This window comes from Halarcobacter anaerophilus (genome assembly GCF_006459125.1).
GTDB lineage: Bacteria > Campylobacterota > Campylobacteria > Campylobacterales > Arcobacteraceae > Halarcobacter > Halarcobacter anaerophilus.
Genome location: NZ_CP041070.1, coordinates 836,769 through 851,539 on the forward strand (window position 1 = coordinate 836,769; position 14,771 = coordinate 851,539).

General features: G+C 31.1%; 16 protein-coding genes. 5 read left to right on the forward strand and 11 right to left on the reverse strand.

Annotation, left to right across the window (positions count from 1 at the left end; all coding sequences use genetic code 11):
- Positions 1-29 precede the first annotated feature (29 nt).
- On the forward strand, positions 30-875 hold the full coding sequence (locus AANAER_RS04115; RefSeq protein ID WP_129082551.1) for a bifunctional helix-turn-helix domain-containing protein/methylated-DNA--[protein]-cysteine S-methyltransferase: 846 nt from the start codon (positions 30-32) through the stop codon (positions 873-875).
- Positions 876-912: 37 nt separating this feature from the next.
- On the opposite strand, the gene AANAER_RS04120 is transcribed toward AANAER_RS04115, so the two are convergent.
- The 9 genes from AANAER_RS04120 to AANAER_RS04160 form a co-directional block, all read right to left on the reverse strand.
- The gene (locus tag AANAER_RS04120) at positions 913-2,061 is read right to left on the reverse strand and encodes an MFS transporter (RefSeq protein WP_228135465.1); all 1,149 of its coding nucleotides are present in this window, start codon (positions 2,059-2,061) and stop codon (positions 913-915) included.
- Positions 2,062-2,403: a metal-sulfur cluster assembly factor gene (locus tag AANAER_RS04125; RefSeq protein WP_044415792.1), complete on the reverse strand. Its 342-nt coding sequence runs from the start codon at positions 2,401-2,403 to the stop codon at positions 2,062-2,064.
- A 3-nt stretch (positions 2,404-2,406) separates the two neighbouring features.
- Entirely contained in the window at positions 2,407-2,814 is a 408-nt protein-coding gene (locus tag AANAER_RS04130; protein ID WP_129082550.1) for a SufE family protein, read from the reverse strand.
- Between the two features lie 11 nt (positions 2,815-2,825).
- Positions 2,826-4,007: an aminotransferase class V-fold PLP-dependent enzyme gene (locus AANAER_RS04135; RefSeq protein ID WP_129082549.1), complete on the reverse strand. Its 1,182-nt coding sequence runs from the start codon at positions 4,005-4,007 to the stop codon at positions 2,826-2,828.
- Complete coding sequence (locus AANAER_RS04140) at positions 4,000-4,836, reverse strand: SufB/SufD family protein (RefSeq protein ID WP_129082548.1); 837 nt, start codon at positions 4,834-4,836, stop codon at positions 4,000-4,002. The genes AANAER_RS04135 and AANAER_RS04140 overlap by 8 nt, the downstream gene beginning before the upstream one ends.
- The gene (sufC, locus tag AANAER_RS04145) at positions 4,811-5,578 is read right to left on the reverse strand and encodes a Fe-S cluster assembly ATPase SufC (protein ID WP_129082547.1); all 768 of its coding nucleotides are present in this window, start codon (positions 5,576-5,578) and stop codon (positions 4,811-4,813) included. Before sufC ends, AANAER_RS04140 begins: the two co-directional genes overlap by 26 nt.
- Before the next feature lie 123 nt (positions 5,579-5,701).
- On the reverse strand, positions 5,702-7,138 hold the full coding sequence (gene sufB, locus AANAER_RS04150; RefSeq protein ID WP_129082546.1) for a Fe-S cluster assembly protein SufB: 1,437 nt from the start codon (positions 7,136-7,138) through the stop codon (positions 5,702-5,704).
- Positions 7,139-7,272: 134 nt separating this feature from the next.
- Entirely contained in the window at positions 7,273-8,070 is a 798-nt protein-coding gene (locus AANAER_RS04155; protein WP_044415781.1) for an amino acid ABC transporter permease, read from the reverse strand.
- 3 nt (positions 8,071-8,073) lie between these two features.
- The gene (locus tag AANAER_RS04160; RefSeq protein ID WP_228711170.1) at positions 8,074-8,841 is read right to left on the reverse strand and encodes a transporter substrate-binding domain-containing protein; all 768 of its coding nucleotides are present in this window, start codon (positions 8,839-8,841) and stop codon (positions 8,074-8,076) included.
- A gap of 256 nt (positions 8,842-9,097) precedes the next feature.
- On the opposite strand from AANAER_RS04160, the gene AANAER_RS04165 reads away from it, so the two are divergent.
- From AANAER_RS04165 to argH, 4 genes are all read left to right on the forward strand, one after another.
- The gene (locus AANAER_RS04165; RefSeq protein WP_044415779.1) at positions 9,098-10,294 is read left to right on the forward strand and encodes a NifS family cysteine desulfurase; all 1,197 of its coding nucleotides are present in this window, start codon (positions 9,098-9,100) and stop codon (positions 10,292-10,294) included.
- A 21-nt stretch (positions 10,295-10,315) separates the two neighbouring features.
- The gene (locus AANAER_RS04170; protein WP_044415777.1) at positions 10,316-11,296 is read left to right on the forward strand and encodes an iron-sulfur cluster assembly scaffold protein NifU; all 981 of its coding nucleotides are present in this window, start codon (positions 10,316-10,318) and stop codon (positions 11,294-11,296) included.
- A 98-nt stretch (positions 11,297-11,394) separates the two neighbouring features.
- Positions 11,395-11,577, forward strand: coding sequence for a hypothetical protein (locus AANAER_RS04175; RefSeq protein WP_044415775.1), 183 nt, complete (start codon positions 11,395-11,397; stop codon positions 11,575-11,577).
- 82 nt (positions 11,578-11,659) lie between these two features.
- Positions 11,660-13,054: an argininosuccinate lyase gene (gene argH, locus AANAER_RS04180; RefSeq protein WP_129082544.1), complete on the forward strand. Its 1,395-nt coding sequence runs from the start codon at positions 11,660-11,662 to the stop codon at positions 13,052-13,054.
- A 24-nt stretch (positions 13,055-13,078) separates the two neighbouring features.
- On the opposite strand, the gene AANAER_RS04185 is transcribed toward argH, so the two are convergent.
- Together AANAER_RS04185 and AANAER_RS04190 are read right to left on the reverse strand one after the other, a co-directional pair.
- Positions 13,079-13,984, reverse strand: a complete 906-nt coding sequence (locus AANAER_RS04185) for a chemotaxis protein CheV (RefSeq protein WP_044415771.1) — start codon at positions 13,982-13,984, stop codon at positions 13,079-13,081.
- A 71-nt stretch (positions 13,985-14,055) separates the two neighbouring features.
- Positions 14,056-14,706, reverse strand: coding sequence for a tRNA threonylcarbamoyladenosine dehydratase (locus tag AANAER_RS04190; protein WP_129082543.1), 651 nt, complete (start codon positions 14,704-14,706; stop codon positions 14,056-14,058).
- Between the last annotated feature and the right edge of the window lie 65 nt (positions 14,707-14,771).

A 14,771-nucleotide genomic window follows, 5' to 3' on the forward strand; every position in this document is an offset into this window, starting at 1 on the left:
AATTTTTTTAAATTTAAAAGGATTTATATATGAATAAGTTAGAAAATAAAAGCAGATATTACAATGATATAAAAAAAGCTATTGAATATTTTGATGAAAACTACTCTTACCAGCCAAAACTTGATGATGTAGCTTTGTATGTAGGGATGAGTAAACATCATTTTTCAAGAATATTTAAAGAGTATGTAGGTGTAACTCCAATGCAATTTTTACAGGCAACCACCTTAGCTCATGCAAAAAAGAAACTAAGCTCTTCAAAGTCAATACTGGATACTTCTCTTGATTTGGGATTATCAAGTTCAAGCAGACTGCATGAGTTGTTTGTAAACTTTGCAGGTGTTACTCCCAACGAATATAAAAAAATGGGAGAAAAACTTGATATAACCTATGGATTTGGATTTTCTCCTTTTGGAAAAACAATGATTGCAAGTACAAAAAAGGGTATTTGTTCTTTGGAGTTTTATGAGAATTCTTATGATGAAATATTTAAAAGAGTTAAAAAGACTTGGAATAAAGCAGAATTTATTCATAACGATAAAAAAGCACAAGAGTTGTTAGATAGAATTTTTATTAATAAAGAGAAAATGAATCTCTTTGTAAAAGGGACAAATTTTCAGATAAATGTATGGAGAGCAATTTTAAATCTAAAAAGCGCAGAAATTTCAACTTACTCCGATGTAGCCCAATTTATAGGAAAACCAAAAGCAGTGCGTGCTGTTGCAACTGCTATAGGTTCAAATCAGATAGGGTTTTTAATACCTTGCCATAGAGTAATTTCAAAAAGTGCGGCAATGGGCGGATATAGATGGGGAATTGATAGAAAAAGAGTCTTACTCTCATATGAAGAAAATGAAAAATCTAAAGATTCTAACTGAAAAACAAAGCTTTGCTGCCGCTAGATGCGGCAACTGCTTAATCATAGGCTTTGAAAAGTTTCCTGCTTAAAAGTATAAAAGCGAAGATAAATACCAATAAAGTTGCAAACATAAATACCGTCATGTCCCAACCGAATTTATCATAAATAATTGCAGGGAAAATAGAACCTACCGCCCCGCCAATATAATAAAAACTAAGATACATACCTGAGGTTAATCCTCTTTGTGAAGCTCTCATTGAGTTTGCAAGTCTTGTTGATACCGTATGAACGGTGAACATACCGACACAAAAAAGAAATACAGTCCAAAAAAGGATTATTGCATCTGAGTTTAGAAAAAGAAGAGTCGATATTAAAAATACTGTAAGTCCTGCCATTATCACTCTTAACTCTTTTTTGAAAAATTTGATAATTTTATGGATTGTAAGAGAGATTAGAATTCCCATTCCATACCCAAGATATAGAAGCCCTATTTTAGTCTCACTTGTTTGGGGAAGCAACTCTTTGATTCTAAAAGGTAAAATATTTAAAAGTCCCGCAAAAACAAAAAAGACTATAAACATAAGAGTATAAATAACGATATAACGTCTGTCTTTTAATATATGCACAATATCAAAAAGTTTCGGTTTTACTAAATTTGCATCACCTTTAAACTCAATTTTATTGATAAAAAAATAGGCTGCCAAAAGAGCCAAGGAGAGTGAAGCAAAAACAACTCTCCAACCGAACTCTTCAGCTATAAATCCTGAAAAAACCCGTCCTACCATACCTCCAAATACAGTTGCAGCCACGTAAATCGACATATTAAGTTTTGTATTCTCTTTGTCTTTTGCCAAAACTGTCATAGCTCCCGTTAATATTGCAGGTATTACGATTGCTTCAATAGTTCTTATTGTTAAAAACATCTCATAGCTGTTTGCAAGAGAAAGACTGAAATTGGTAATTAAAAGTATGATTAATGCTATTTTTAATACTGTTCTTGTTCTAACGGATTCTAAAATATATCCGTAAATAATCGGCGAGATTGCCAAAAACAACATAATAACTGCGGTAAAAGAGGATGCTTTTGTCATAGAGACGTTAAACTCTTTTGCCAAAAGCGGTTGTAGAGGTTGAGTTGCATACATTACCGATAACAAAATTGTTATGGTGTATACAATTATTATAATTCTATTTCGTCTTGTCAATTATATTGCCGCTCCTGATACTGACATTATCTCTTTAGCCTCTTCACTCATCATTGACGGATTCCAAATAGGATCAAAAACCAGATGAACATAAGCTTCATCTATTTCATCAACATTTTGCGTATAATATCTTACTTGATCGACTAAGCTATCGCTTACGGGACAAGAAGGTGAGGTAAGAGTCATTTCAATTGTGCAATAAGTATAGTTATTTTTTACTTCAAATTCAATAGAATAGACTAATCCCAAATCCCAGATATTCACGGGAATTTCCGGGTCATATACGTTTTTTAAACTTTCAATAACTTTTTGTTTTAAACTCTCTTTATCAATTTCTGCCATGATTTACGCCTTTTGTGCTAACTCTTTTATTTTTTTTATCATTCCTATAACACCGCTTTGTCTGTTTGGTGTTATAACCTCTGAAAGTCCTAATTCATAGACTACATCCATATCTACACTTTTTAAAGTCTCTATTTTTTCACCAGAAAAGATTTCTAAAATTATATAAATCAAACCTTTTACGATAATTGCATCTGAGGTTCCTTTAAAATAGAGTCTGTCCTCTTTTTGTTCACATATAAGCCAAACTTGAGAAGTACAGCCGTGAACAATATTTTCAGGAGTTTTATATTTATCATCCAAAGCATCTAGTTTTTTCCCTAAATCTATAATATATTCATATTTTTGTAGTTCATCTTCAAAAAAATCTAGATCCTCTTTTATTTTTTCAACTTTCTGCTTTATTGTCACCTTATAATCCTTTAATTTAATATATCCAAAGCTTTTTTAAGTGCTTTTATTAATTTATTTATATCTTCATAATCATTATAAAAAGCAGTAGATACTCTAATTGTCCCTCTTATTCCCAATTTTTTCATAATGGGTTGGGCACAATGGTGTCCTACTCTTATGGCAACTTTCATTTTATCTAATAAAATTCCAATATCGTCATGGGAAATATTTTTAAAATTAAAACTTCTGCTTCCTATACAATTCTCTATATCGTTGTAAAATACGATATTGGGCAATTTGCTAAGTTCTTCATTTAAGTAGTTATAAACATCTTTTTCAATAGTTTCGATATTTTTATAACCTATACGAGTAATATATTTTAAAGCTTCGCCAAAACCTATTACTCCCGCGATATTTTGCGTTCCTGCTTCAAATTTATAGGGGGAATCCAAAAGTGTAGAGCTGTTAAAATCTACTTCATGTATTGTTGCTCCGCCTGTTTGATAAGGTTTCATATTTTTTAAATGCTGTTGTTTTACGTATAAAGCACCGACTCCTGTCGGTCCAAAAGTTTTATGTCCTGATATTGCCAAAAAATCTACGTCAAGTTCTTGTACGTCGATTTTTGTATGGGCTAAACTTTGTGCGGCATCAACCATAACCACGCTTTCATATTTGTGAGCTAACTCAATAATTTTTTTTATATCGTGAATTTTTCCGAAAGCATTTGAAATATGAGTTACGCTTACAAAAGAGTTTGGATTTTCTTTTAAAATATTTTCATACTCTTCAAAGTCGAAGTTTAGGTTGCTGTCGCAATTTACTACTTTTAAACCTTGAGACAAATTTCTTCCTTGCATATGCCACGGAACGATATTTGAATGGTGTTCTAACGAAGAGATAATAACAGTTTTATAATCCCTTGTAAACGAACTGGCGACGAAGTTAATTGATTCACTCACTCCCTTAGTAAAAATTATCTCTTCGTTTAATGAGGCATTTATAAACTCTTTTAAAATTTTTCTGCTGTCTTCATATTTTTGGGTTGCTTTATTTGCATCGCTAAAGCTGCTTCTATGTGTATTTGCACAATATTTTTCATAATATTCAACTTGCGAATCAATAACGACTTGGGGCTTTTGTGTGGTTGCCGCGTTATCTAAGTAGACAATATCCGAGTTTTTGAAGTATGGAAAATCTTTTTTAAACATTATTGTCCCCTTCTAAATTTTTAAGAAATTCTGCAATTTTCGAGTCTTCGATTTTAGCGTAGATTTCGTTTTCAAAAGCTTTTAAAAGCATTTGTTTGGCTTTTTTCTCTTCTATTCCTCTTGCTTGAAGATATAAAAGCTGTTCTTTATTCAAACTTCCGGTTGTTGCTCCATGGCTTGCTTCTAACTCATCAATACATATTTCCAAATGCGGTCTTGCAAAAATTACCGCATCATCACTTAACAATACTGTATTTGAATTTTGTAAAACTTTTGAGAAGAGGGCACTTTCGTTTACTTTGCTTAAAGCATCAAAAGTAGCTTTTGAACTATCATCCAAAATATGTTTATATTTAATATTACTAAAACATTTTTGCCCGTTATGAGTAGTTCTAAAGATAGATTCTGATTTACTGTTTTTATATAGTTTAACCAAACCGTAGATATTTAATTTTGACTCTTTTTCATCTAAATTTGTAAAAAAGTTGTTTTTATTTGAACCTTCTCCTAGTTCAAGATTTATCATATTTAAAACTGCACTGTTTTTAAGATCTAAAGTATAGTTAATGTTTATATTAGAGTTTTCTCCTATATTTTGATATTTCAAATATTCAAGTTTTGCATTATCTTCGATAATAAACTCTCTATTAAACTCCTCATTTAAATCATTTCCTGCAAAAACCTCTATTATAGAAGCTTTTACCCCTTCTTTAATTTTTATTTTTAAAGAGCTTTTATTCTCTTCTTTTGGGTAATAAATCAGTTTTAAAGGCTCTTTGGTGTTTTCGTCAATTAAGAGTTCATCATTTTTTAAGTTCATTAGTCTCATCTTCTTTTCCTATTATTTCATACCCTTTGCTGTCTATTTCTAAAGCTAAACTGTAATCTCCTGTTTTTACTATTTTTCCGTTTTTCATAACATGTACAAAATCGGGTTTTATTTGTGAAAGCAGTTTATCATAGTGGGTAATCATTAAAATTGAACGATTTCCGTCTAATAAAGCATTTATAACTTTTGCAACCGTTTTAATAGCATCTACATCCAATCCTGAATCTATTTCATCAAGCATAATCAAATCAGGTTTTAGTAAAAGCAGTTGGATAAGTTCATTTCTTTTTTTCTCCCCGCCGCTGAAACCGTCGTTTAAATCTCTTTGTAGAAGTTTTTTATCTATATCAAATTTCCCTAGTTCCTCTTTAGTAAGTTTTAAAAAGTCCATAGCATCAAGCTCTTTTTCACCGAGATATTTTCTTTTTTCGTTTAAAGCTGTTTTTAGAAAATAGCTGTTATTTACTCCGGGAACTTCAACAGGATTCTGAAAACTCATAAAAATACCTTCATTTGCCCTGTCGCTTACACTTAAATCTAAAAGATTTTTATCTTTATAAGTTATCTCTCCTTCTGTAACTTCACAATCATAGTGATCACTTATGGTTTTTACCAAAGTTGATTTCCCTGCACCGTTTTGTCCCATTAGCACATGAACTTCACCCTTTTTTATATTTAAATTCAAACCTTTTAAAATCTCTTTATTATCAATATTTACTTTTAAATCTTTTATCTCTAACATTATTTATTCCTTAAACCAGATCCTACTTTTAAAGGGATCTTTTCTTATATTATTACTTTTTTGTGCAGTTTTTAAAACTGCTAAATTAAACAAAAATTCTAAAGGAGATAACAAATTATCTCTTTATCCGACACTTCCCTCAAGTGAAATATTAAGCAACTCTTTTGCTTCTGCCGCAAATTCCATCGGAAGTTCTTTTAGCACCTCTTTACAAAAACCGTTTACTATCATTGCAATTGCATCCTCTTCTGAGATCCCTCTTTGATTTAAATAAAATAGTTGTTCATCGGAAATCTTTGAAGTTGTTGCTTCATGCTCTATTTGTGCCGAGCTGTTTTTTATTTCATGATAAGGGAAAGTGTGGGCTTTACATCTGTTTCCTATTAAAAGGGAATCACACTCTGAAACATTTCTTGCATTTTTCGCTTTTTTACCTACTCTTACCAAACCTCTGTAGGCATTTACCCCTTTCATAGCAGAAATACCTTTTGAGATAATAGTCGATTTTGTATTCTCTCCTAGATGTATCATTTTTGTTCCCGTATCTGCTTGTTGGGCATGACTTGAAATAGCAACAGAATAAAACTCTCCAACAGAGTTTTTACCTTTTAAAATACATGATGGATATTTCCAAGTAATTGAAGAACCCGTTTCAACTTGTGTCCAAGAGATTTTTGAATTATCTCCTTTGCATATTCCTCTTTTCGTTACGAAATTTAGGATTCCGCCTTTTCCATCTTCATCTCCTGGATACCAGTTTTGAATAGTAGAGTATTTAATTTGTGAATTCTCTAATGCAATTAACTCAACAACTGCCGCATGAAGTTGTCTTTCATCTCTGCTTGGTGCAGAACAACCTTCATTATACGAAACATAACTATTATCATCGCAGATAATAAGTGTTCTTTCAAATTGACCCGTATTTAAGGCATTTATTCTAAAATATGTTGAAAGTTCCATCGGACATCTTGTATTAGGCGGAATATAAACAAAACTTCCGTCCGTAAAAACAGCTGCATTTAAAGCTGCAAAATAGTTATCGGCAGGTCCTACTACAGAAGCTAAATATTTTTTTAAAAGTTCAGGATGTTTGTGTGCAGCTTCTGATATGGAACAAAAAATTATTCCTAATTTTTCAAGCTCTTCTTGAAAAGTAGTTTTAACGGAAACCGAATCAAAAACAGCATCAACGGCAACTCCTGCCAAAACTTTTTGCTCTTCAAGCGGAATTCCTAATTTTTCATAGGTTTTTAATATCTCAGGATCAACTTCATCCAAAGAATCAACACCTTTTTTAGGAGCAGAAAAATATGAAATATCTTGATAATCTATTTTAGGATATTTTAAATTTGCCCATGTAGGTTCTTCCATTTTCAGCCATCTTCTATAAGCTTTAAGTCTAAATTCCAAAAGCCATTGGGGTTCATCTTTCTTTTTTGATATTGCTTTTATAACATCTTCATTTAACCCCTTTGGAAAAGTATCACTCTCTACAAGAGTTTCAAATCCAAGCTTGTAATCTCTACTTAAAATCTCTTTTATCTGTTTGTTATCACTCATAATAACCCCTTTGAAATAAAATAGGAGTATTTTAGTCCTATTTTTATAAACGAAATATATCACTTGTTCATTAATAAATTATTTACCGATTTTACTAATGAAGAAGTTTAAATTTTATTTAAAATTCTATTACTCTATTTCTTTATATTCGCTTCTAGTTTTTTTGTATAATATGAGATAGGGTAAGTTAAAAGTAAATACCCAAGTGCAAGAGGAATATAACTTTCCAAAGTAGAGTAGGTATAAGCATTTACCTCTTGGGCATTCATTGTAAATTCACTAATTGAAATTATTGAAAGAAGTGAAGAATCTTTTATAATACTTGCAAACTGTCCTGTTAATGCAGGTAACATTCTTCTAAAAGCTTGAGGAAAAATTACGTATCTATACATTTGATAATTTGTCATTCCAAGACTTAAAGCTGTTTCATATTGTTCAAGATCAACCGATTCTACAGCTCCTCTAATAATTTCACAAACATAAGCTCCCGAAAACAAAGCTAAAATAAAAACTCCTACAACATATCTATTGTCAAGTCCCAAATTATTTGCAAAAACATAAAAGAAAATCAAAATTTGAACTAGAAGTGGGGTTCCTCTTATTATTTCTATATAAAACCTTGCAATAAACCTAAGAATTAAAAGTTTTGAGTTTTGGGCATAAGCAAAAAACAGACCTATTATAAAACTTAGAATAAGGGCGAAAAATGAGACAATAATAGTCATTAAAAAACCGTCAATGAACTTTTGTCTGTATTCGTAAACACTTTGCCAGTTAAAAGTGTACGAGATATTTTTAAACATCAAATAAAAAGTTGTGATAACCAGTAAAATAAGTAAAGTAGAATTAAAAATATAGACAAACCTGTTTAGAGGTTTGTCTTTTTTTAAACCTTTTTCTTGAATAAATAGATCTTTAAATTTAATAATCAAATCCTAAAAGAAAAAAGGAATTCCAAGCTCATCAAAGGTTTTTTTTGCATCTGTAAGATATTTTTTTGCAAAACCGTCAAATGTTCCGTCTTCTTTAGCTTTTTTTATAAATTCATCAACTTTTTGTTTTAAAGGGTCATTTTGTCTTAAAGCAACTCCCCAATATTCAAAATCTTTTTGAAAAGGTTTAAGAAGCGCGATTGTCGTATCTTTGTTTTTTGCATAATTTTTATAAATGGTAAGTTGGTCATATAAAAATCCGTCAGCTTTTCCTTGAACTACCTCTAAAACACAAGCAGCTTCTTTATCAAAAACTAAAATTTCGGCATTTGGAAGATTGTCTTTTGCATATATATGTCCTGTTGAACCTTTTTTTACGGCTACTTTTTTACCCTCTACATTCAAATCTTCAATAGAACTTACTTGCGAATTTTTATTTGTTAAAATTGCAAGAGAAGTTTGAGCATAAGGGATTGAAAAATCTATTGATTTTTTTCTTTCATCGGTGATAGTCATAGAAGAGATAATTAAATCGATTTTTCCTGTTTTAAGAGAAGGAATCAATCCGTCCCAGGCAATATTCTCTATAACAACATCTTTTCCTAGATATTTCCCTAAAGCTTTTGCAAAATCTACCGAAACTCCTGAAGGTGTTCCATCTTTTTCACTCATTTCAAAAGGGGGATAAGCTAATTCCATTCCCACTTTTAAAACCTCTTTTTTAGGTTCAACTTTTGTTTTTTCTTCCTTCTTCTCTCCTGAACATCCCATTAAAATAAGAGAGAATAGCAAGGTAAAAACCAATAAAAATAATTTTTTCATATATACAACCTTTTTTATATTTGATGTATTATCTCAGAAGTTAACTTATGTTAAAATTAGTAAATTGGATGGAATAATTTTAAATTATTTAATTAAGACTATTTTTATCCTATTTTAAATATAATTTTGAAATTTTAATTAAATGCAATATTTTTTGTGGAATAGTTATTGCATGAGATTTACTAAAGAAATATTAGGAATATGTATGGAAGTATATTTAGACAACAACGCGACAACAATGGTAGATCCGGAAGTTTTCAAAGAGATGGAACCATTCTTCTGTCATATATATGGTAATCCAAATTCACTGCATAAATTTGGTGCCGGGACACATCCAAAAATGGTTGAAGCATTAAATTATTTATATGATGGAATAAATGCAGCAGATGAAGATGATATTATTGTTACGGCAAATGCAACAGAGAGTAATAACACTGTTTTAAAAGGTATCTGGATAGATAAAATTTTAAACGGTAATAAAAATCATATAATCACTTCTGAAGTTGAACATCCTGCAATTACTGCAACTTGTAAATTTTTAGAATCGCAAGGTGTTAGTGTTACTTATTTACCTGTAAATGAAGAGGGTGTATTAGATGCTGCTCAAGTAAAAGATTATATAAGAGAAGATACTGCATTGGTATCGATTATGTGGGCAAATAATGAAACAGGGAAAATTTTCCCGATTAAAGAGATAGGTCAAATCTGCAAAGAAGCAGGTATCCCTTTCCATACAGATGCAACTCAGGCAATAGGAAAAGTTCCGGTTGATGTTCAAGAGTGCAATGTAAACTATTTATCACTTTCAGCCCATAAATTTCATGGACCAAAAGGTGTAGGAGCTTTATATGTTCAAAAAGGTTACACTTTAACTCCGTTATTACACGGTGGTGAACAAATGGGAGGACACAGAGCAGGTACTGTTGATGTTGCTTCTATGATAGGAATGGGTTTTGCAATGAAATTAGCAACCTCTAAAATTGCATTGGCTTATGAGAACAATCATGTAAGAAAACTAAGAGATAAGTTAGAAAACGCAATTTTAGAAATACCTGAAACTCTTGTAATCGGTGGAAAAGAGAATAGAACGCCAAATACGACTCTAATCTCAATTAGAGGTGTTGAAGGTGAATCTATGCTTTGGGATTTAAACCAAAAAACAATCGGTGCCTCAACAGGAAGTGCCTGTGCTTCGGAAGATTTGGAAGCAAATCCTGTAATGAACGCCTTTGGTAGCGATAGTGAACTAGCTCATACGGGAGTTAGATTCTCTTTAAGCAGATTTAATACCGAAGAAGAGATTGATTATGCAATTGAAGCTATTAAGAATGCAATTCATAGATTAAGAGCTATTTCTAGTTCATATGCATATACACCAAAAGACCATGTGTCTGAATTGTAAAAATAAAAGAAGGGAATTGATATGGCAAAAAATGATTTAATCACTGGTTCAATTTGGGATGAATATTCAAATCAAGTAATCAGAAGAATGGATAATCCTACCTATCAAGGGGAGATTACGGAAGAAAAAGCAAAAGAGTTAGGCGGAAAACTGATTGTTGCCGATTTTGGAGCAGAATCATGTGGTGATGCTGTAAGACTTTATTGGTGTGTTGATGAAAATACCGATAAAATTTTAGATTCAAGATTTAAATCTTTCGGATGCGGTACTGCTATTGCTTCGTCAGATGCAATGGCTGAACTTTGTATAGGAAAAACTGTTGATGAAGCGGTAAGAATTACAAATATCGATGTTGAAAAAGCTTTAAGAGACACTCCTGATGTTCCGGCTGTTCCTCCTCAAAAAATGCACTGTTCGGTAATGGCTTATGATGTTATTAAAAAAGCTGCAAGTACTTACAAAGGTGTAGATATGGAGTCTTTTGAAGAAGAGTTCATTGTTTGTGAGTGTGCAAGGGTATCATTGGCTACGCTTCAAGAAGTTATAAAAATAAATGATCTTAAAACTGTAGAAGAAGTAACAGATTATACAAAAGCAGGGGCTTTTTGTAAATCATGTATTAAACCAGGCGGTCATGAAGAAAAAGAGATGTATCTTGTAGATATTTTAGAAAATACAAGAAAAGAGATGGATCACGATAAAATGAAAGTAGCGGCAGATGCAAGTGCTGCAGGTGAATCTTCATTTGATAAAATGACAATTGTTCAAAGAATTAAACTAATTGATGAAATCTTAGATACTGATATTAGACCGATGTTAATGATGGACGGCGGTAATATGGAAATTATAGATATTAAAGAGAATATGCCCCATTATGATATTTATATCAGATACTTAGGAGCTTGCTCAGGATGTGCTTCAGGTGATACTGGAACTCTTTATGCTATAGAGTCTGTTCTTAAACAAAAACTTGATGAAAATATCAGAGTATTGCCAATTTAATATTATTAAACAGTTTGGTTTTAAAAGGTCAGAGCTTTTAGCTTTGGCCTTTTTTTATTTATGATATAATAATATTATACTTTACAAAAGGATAGATAATGAATGCACAAGATAAAGAGTTGGCTCAGTTACATGATACTATTGTTGATGATGTAAAAGATTTAGTTGATAAATATATGTCAATAGTAGGTTGGGATGTTCCTGAAAATAATGAAGATGAAGCAAGAAAAAAGATTTTAAAAATTATTAAAGAAACTATTATTAAACTTGAAAAAAAGTAGTACCTAAAAGGTGCTGCTTGCCTACTTTAAACTAAATACACTTATGTTATAATTTCGAAACTATCAAAATTAGGAATAATTTATGTCAAATAAAAGTAATCAAATACTTAAAAATACAAATGCGCAGATTTTAGATGAATTTAATGCTTCAATTATGTTTGATAAAGAACTTTATGCGCAAGATATTAAAGGTTCAATTGCACATTCACAAATGCTTTGTGAGCAGGGAATCCTTACAAAAGAGGAGCAAGAAGCGATTGAAAAAGGTCTTTTACAAGTAAAAGATGAAATAGAAAGCGGAGAATTTAAATTCTCGTTGGCTTTTGAAGATATTCATATGGCAGTTGAAAGCAGATTAACCGAAATTGTCGGAGAACCTGGGAAAAAACTCCATACTGCAAGAAGCAGAAATGATCAGGTTGCCACTGATTTTAGACTCTATGTTCAAGAAAAAACTTTAAGTATAAAAAAGCAGTTAAAAGAGTTGATTTCTACTTTTATTACCGTAGCAAATAAACATACTACGACTTTAATTCCCGGAATGACTCACTTGCAACATGCACAACCTCTTAATTTCGGTTTTCATATGTTGGCATATGCAAATATGTTTAAAAGAGATTTTGAAAGATTTGAAAGTTCATATAAAAGAAACAATTTTTCTCCCCTAGGAAGTGCCGCACTTGCAGGAACTCCACATAATATCAACAGATTCTCAAGCAGTGAGAAATTGGGTTTTGAAGCTCCTAGTTCTAATACTATGGATAGTGTCAGCGATAGAGACTTTGCTTTAGAGATTTTATTTAATATTTCAACTTGTATGATGCATGTAAGTAGAATTTCAGAAGAGTTGGTAACTTGGTCATCTTATGAATTTCAATTTGTAAAAATGAGTGATGAATATGCAACAACTTCTTCAATAATGCCTCAAAAGAAAAATCCGGACGTACCTGAGCTTTTAAGAGGTAAAACAGGAAGAGTTTACGGAAATTTAATTTCACTTTTAACTGTTATGAAAGGTCTGCCTTTAGCATATAATAAAGATACTCAAGAGGATAAAGAGGGAGTTTTTGATTCAGTTAAAACAGTTGAAATTTCACTTAAAATTTTAAATGAAGTTATTAAAACAATGATTGTAAATGTTGATAAAATGGAATCAGCTTGCAAAATAGGGCATTTAACGGCAACAGATTTAGCAGATTTCTTAGTTCAAAAACAGAATATGCCTTTTAGAACGGCTTATTATATTACAAAAGATGTTGTAGCTTGTGCAAACTCTTTAAATAAAGATATCAGTGAATTGACTCTTGATGAAATAAGAGGTGCAAACAGTGAATTAAAAGATATTAGTGAAGAGATTACGATGTATTTGGATTTAAGAAACTCTATGAATTCAAGAAATTCATTCGGAGGAACTTCTACAATTCAAACAGTTGAACAGATAAAAGCTTTTGAAAATTGGTTAGAGAAGATAAATTAGAGGAGCAAAAGCTCATCTAATTTTTTAGTGTAGAAGATGTTGGTTAACTGCTTGATAAAGTGCTTGAATATCAGTTTTCCCTATAAACTCTTCAACACCTATTTGAATCATTTTATTTTTAACGGCATCAGTTGTCATAGATGAGTTTACTACAATCGGAATATGACTGTATTCATCATGACCTTTTATAAATGATGCAACCTGGAATCCGTCAGCTTCAGGCATCTCAATATCAGTAACAACTAATCCTATATCTTGAGGATCCAATTCTTCAAGTCTATTTAAAAGTTGAGCCCCGTTTGTATATACTTCATAATGAGCTTTTGCTTTTTTAAAGAATTTAGTTAAAACTTCTCTTGCAACTCCTGAATCTTCTGCCGCTAAGATTACTTTTGAGCTGTTAAATGTAGATTCGACATATTTATTTAATACATCGTCTCCGTCTTCAACCCAACCTAAATCTTTTAAGAGTTGTTCTGCATTGAAAACAGTACAAAGTTCATCTTTTTTGTGTACTTTTACATAAGTTGTATAAGTAATTTTTGAGTTTGTTTCCTCAGAATGTCTTAACTCATCTGTAGTTTTTTCTACAATGTCAAGCATATCTTTAATTAGAAAACCAACTTTTTTATGATTAAACTCACAATAGATTATTAGTTTATAATCTTTGATGTCGAGTTTTTTATGCCCCAGCCAGGCATCTAAATTTACAAGTGTAACAGGTTCACCTCTGATTGTTGCAATTCCGGCAATCACATCAGTATCTGTAGGCGTATCATTAATTGTTACTTCTTCGGTAATAATAAATGCTTTAACTTTTGCAATGTTAATTGCATAAATATTATTGTGACCAGTGTAAAACACAGCTAATTGCTGAACGTTTCTTAAATGACCTTGCGTCATTTGTTCAACACTATTAATACCACTCATGAAGACCCTTTATATGCTTTATTGCTAAATTATATTGCTTTTTTTCTTATACTTAACTTTAAAAAATTATTTTATTTTTTTCTCTTAATAATTTTATTAATCGTAACAGATGCCATCATAAAACCAAAAGAACCCGTAACTGCTTCAAAACTTCCTTTTTCCAAGCATTTTGGCTCTTCACTTGAAAAAATGACTTTAAATTTCTTTTTAAATCCGATTTTTTTCAGTTCATATCTTATTTTTCTAATAAATGGATCATTATAAGTATCCCAAATAGATTTGTACTCAATTTTACTTGGATCGACTCTTTTTGCACTTCCGCTTGTTGTTATAACTTTTGTATAGTATCTGTTTATTAGATGAACTTTCGGTTTGATATCATCAATCGCATCTAAAATATAATCATATGAGGAAAAATCAAAATCATCAATCCATTGGTTTGTTATTTTCTCATGAAGAGGAGTTATTTTGGGATACTTTTTTTTCAAAGTTTCAACTTTTGACTCTCCTATATTGCCGTGGCTTCCTAATTGTCTGTTCATATTTGACTCTTCATAGGTATCAAAATCAACAATTGTAATATCGGTAATTCCTGTATTATATAAAGCGTCCAAAGCAAAACTTCCGACTCCTCCAACACCTAATAATATAAGTTTTGTATTTTGAAATTTTTTGAAGTTCTCTTCACCAAATAGTTTTAAGGTTCTATCATATCTTTGCATATCTACTCTTTTATAAAAATTTCGCTATTATAGCAAACAAAATCAAAACAAAAATTAATAATAGG

Coding starts and splice junctions, on each gene's coding strand:
- AANAER_RS04115 (WP_129082551.1), top strand. CDS start 30: ATGAATAAGTTAGAAAATAAAAGCAGATATTACAATGATATAAAAAAA.
- AANAER_RS04125 (WP_044415792.1), bottom strand. CDS start 2,403: ATGGCAGAAATTGATAAAGAGAGTTTAAAACAAAAAGTTATTGAAAGT.
- AANAER_RS04135 (WP_129082549.1), bottom strand. CDS start 4,007: ATGTTTAAAAAAGATTTTCCATACTTCAAAAACTCGGATATTGTCTAC.
- AANAER_RS04140 (WP_129082548.1), bottom strand. CDS start 4,836: ATGAGACTAATGAACTTAAAAAATGATGAACTCTTAATTGACGAAAAC.
- sufC (WP_129082547.1), bottom strand. CDS start 5,578: ATGTTAGAGATAAAAGATTTAAAAGTAAATATTGATAATAAAGAGATT.
- sufB (WP_129082546.1), bottom strand. CDS start 7,138: ATGAGTGATAACAAACAGATAAAAGAGATTTTAAGTAGAGATTACAAG.
- AANAER_RS04160 (WP_228711170.1), bottom strand. CDS start 8,841: ATGGGATGTTCAGGAGAGAAGAAGGAAGAAAAAACAAAAGTTGAACCT.
- AANAER_RS04165 (WP_044415779.1), top strand. CDS start 9,098: ATGGAAGTATATTTAGACAACAACGCGACAACAATGGTAGATCCGGAA.
- AANAER_RS04170 (WP_044415777.1), top strand. CDS start 10,316: ATGGCAAAAAATGATTTAATCACTGGTTCAATTTGGGATGAATATTCA.
- AANAER_RS04175 (WP_044415775.1), top strand. CDS start 11,395: ATGAATGCACAAGATAAAGAGTTGGCTCAGTTACATGATACTATTGTT.
- argH (WP_129082544.1), top strand. CDS start 11,660: ATGTCAAATAAAAGTAATCAAATACTTAAAAATACAAATGCGCAGATT.
- AANAER_RS04185 (WP_044415771.1), bottom strand. CDS start 13,984: ATGAGTGGTATTAATAGTGTTGAACAAATGACGCAAGGTCATTTAAGA.
- AANAER_RS04190 (WP_129082543.1), bottom strand. CDS start 14,706: ATGCAAAGATATGATAGAACCTTAAAACTATTTGGTGAAGAGAACTTC.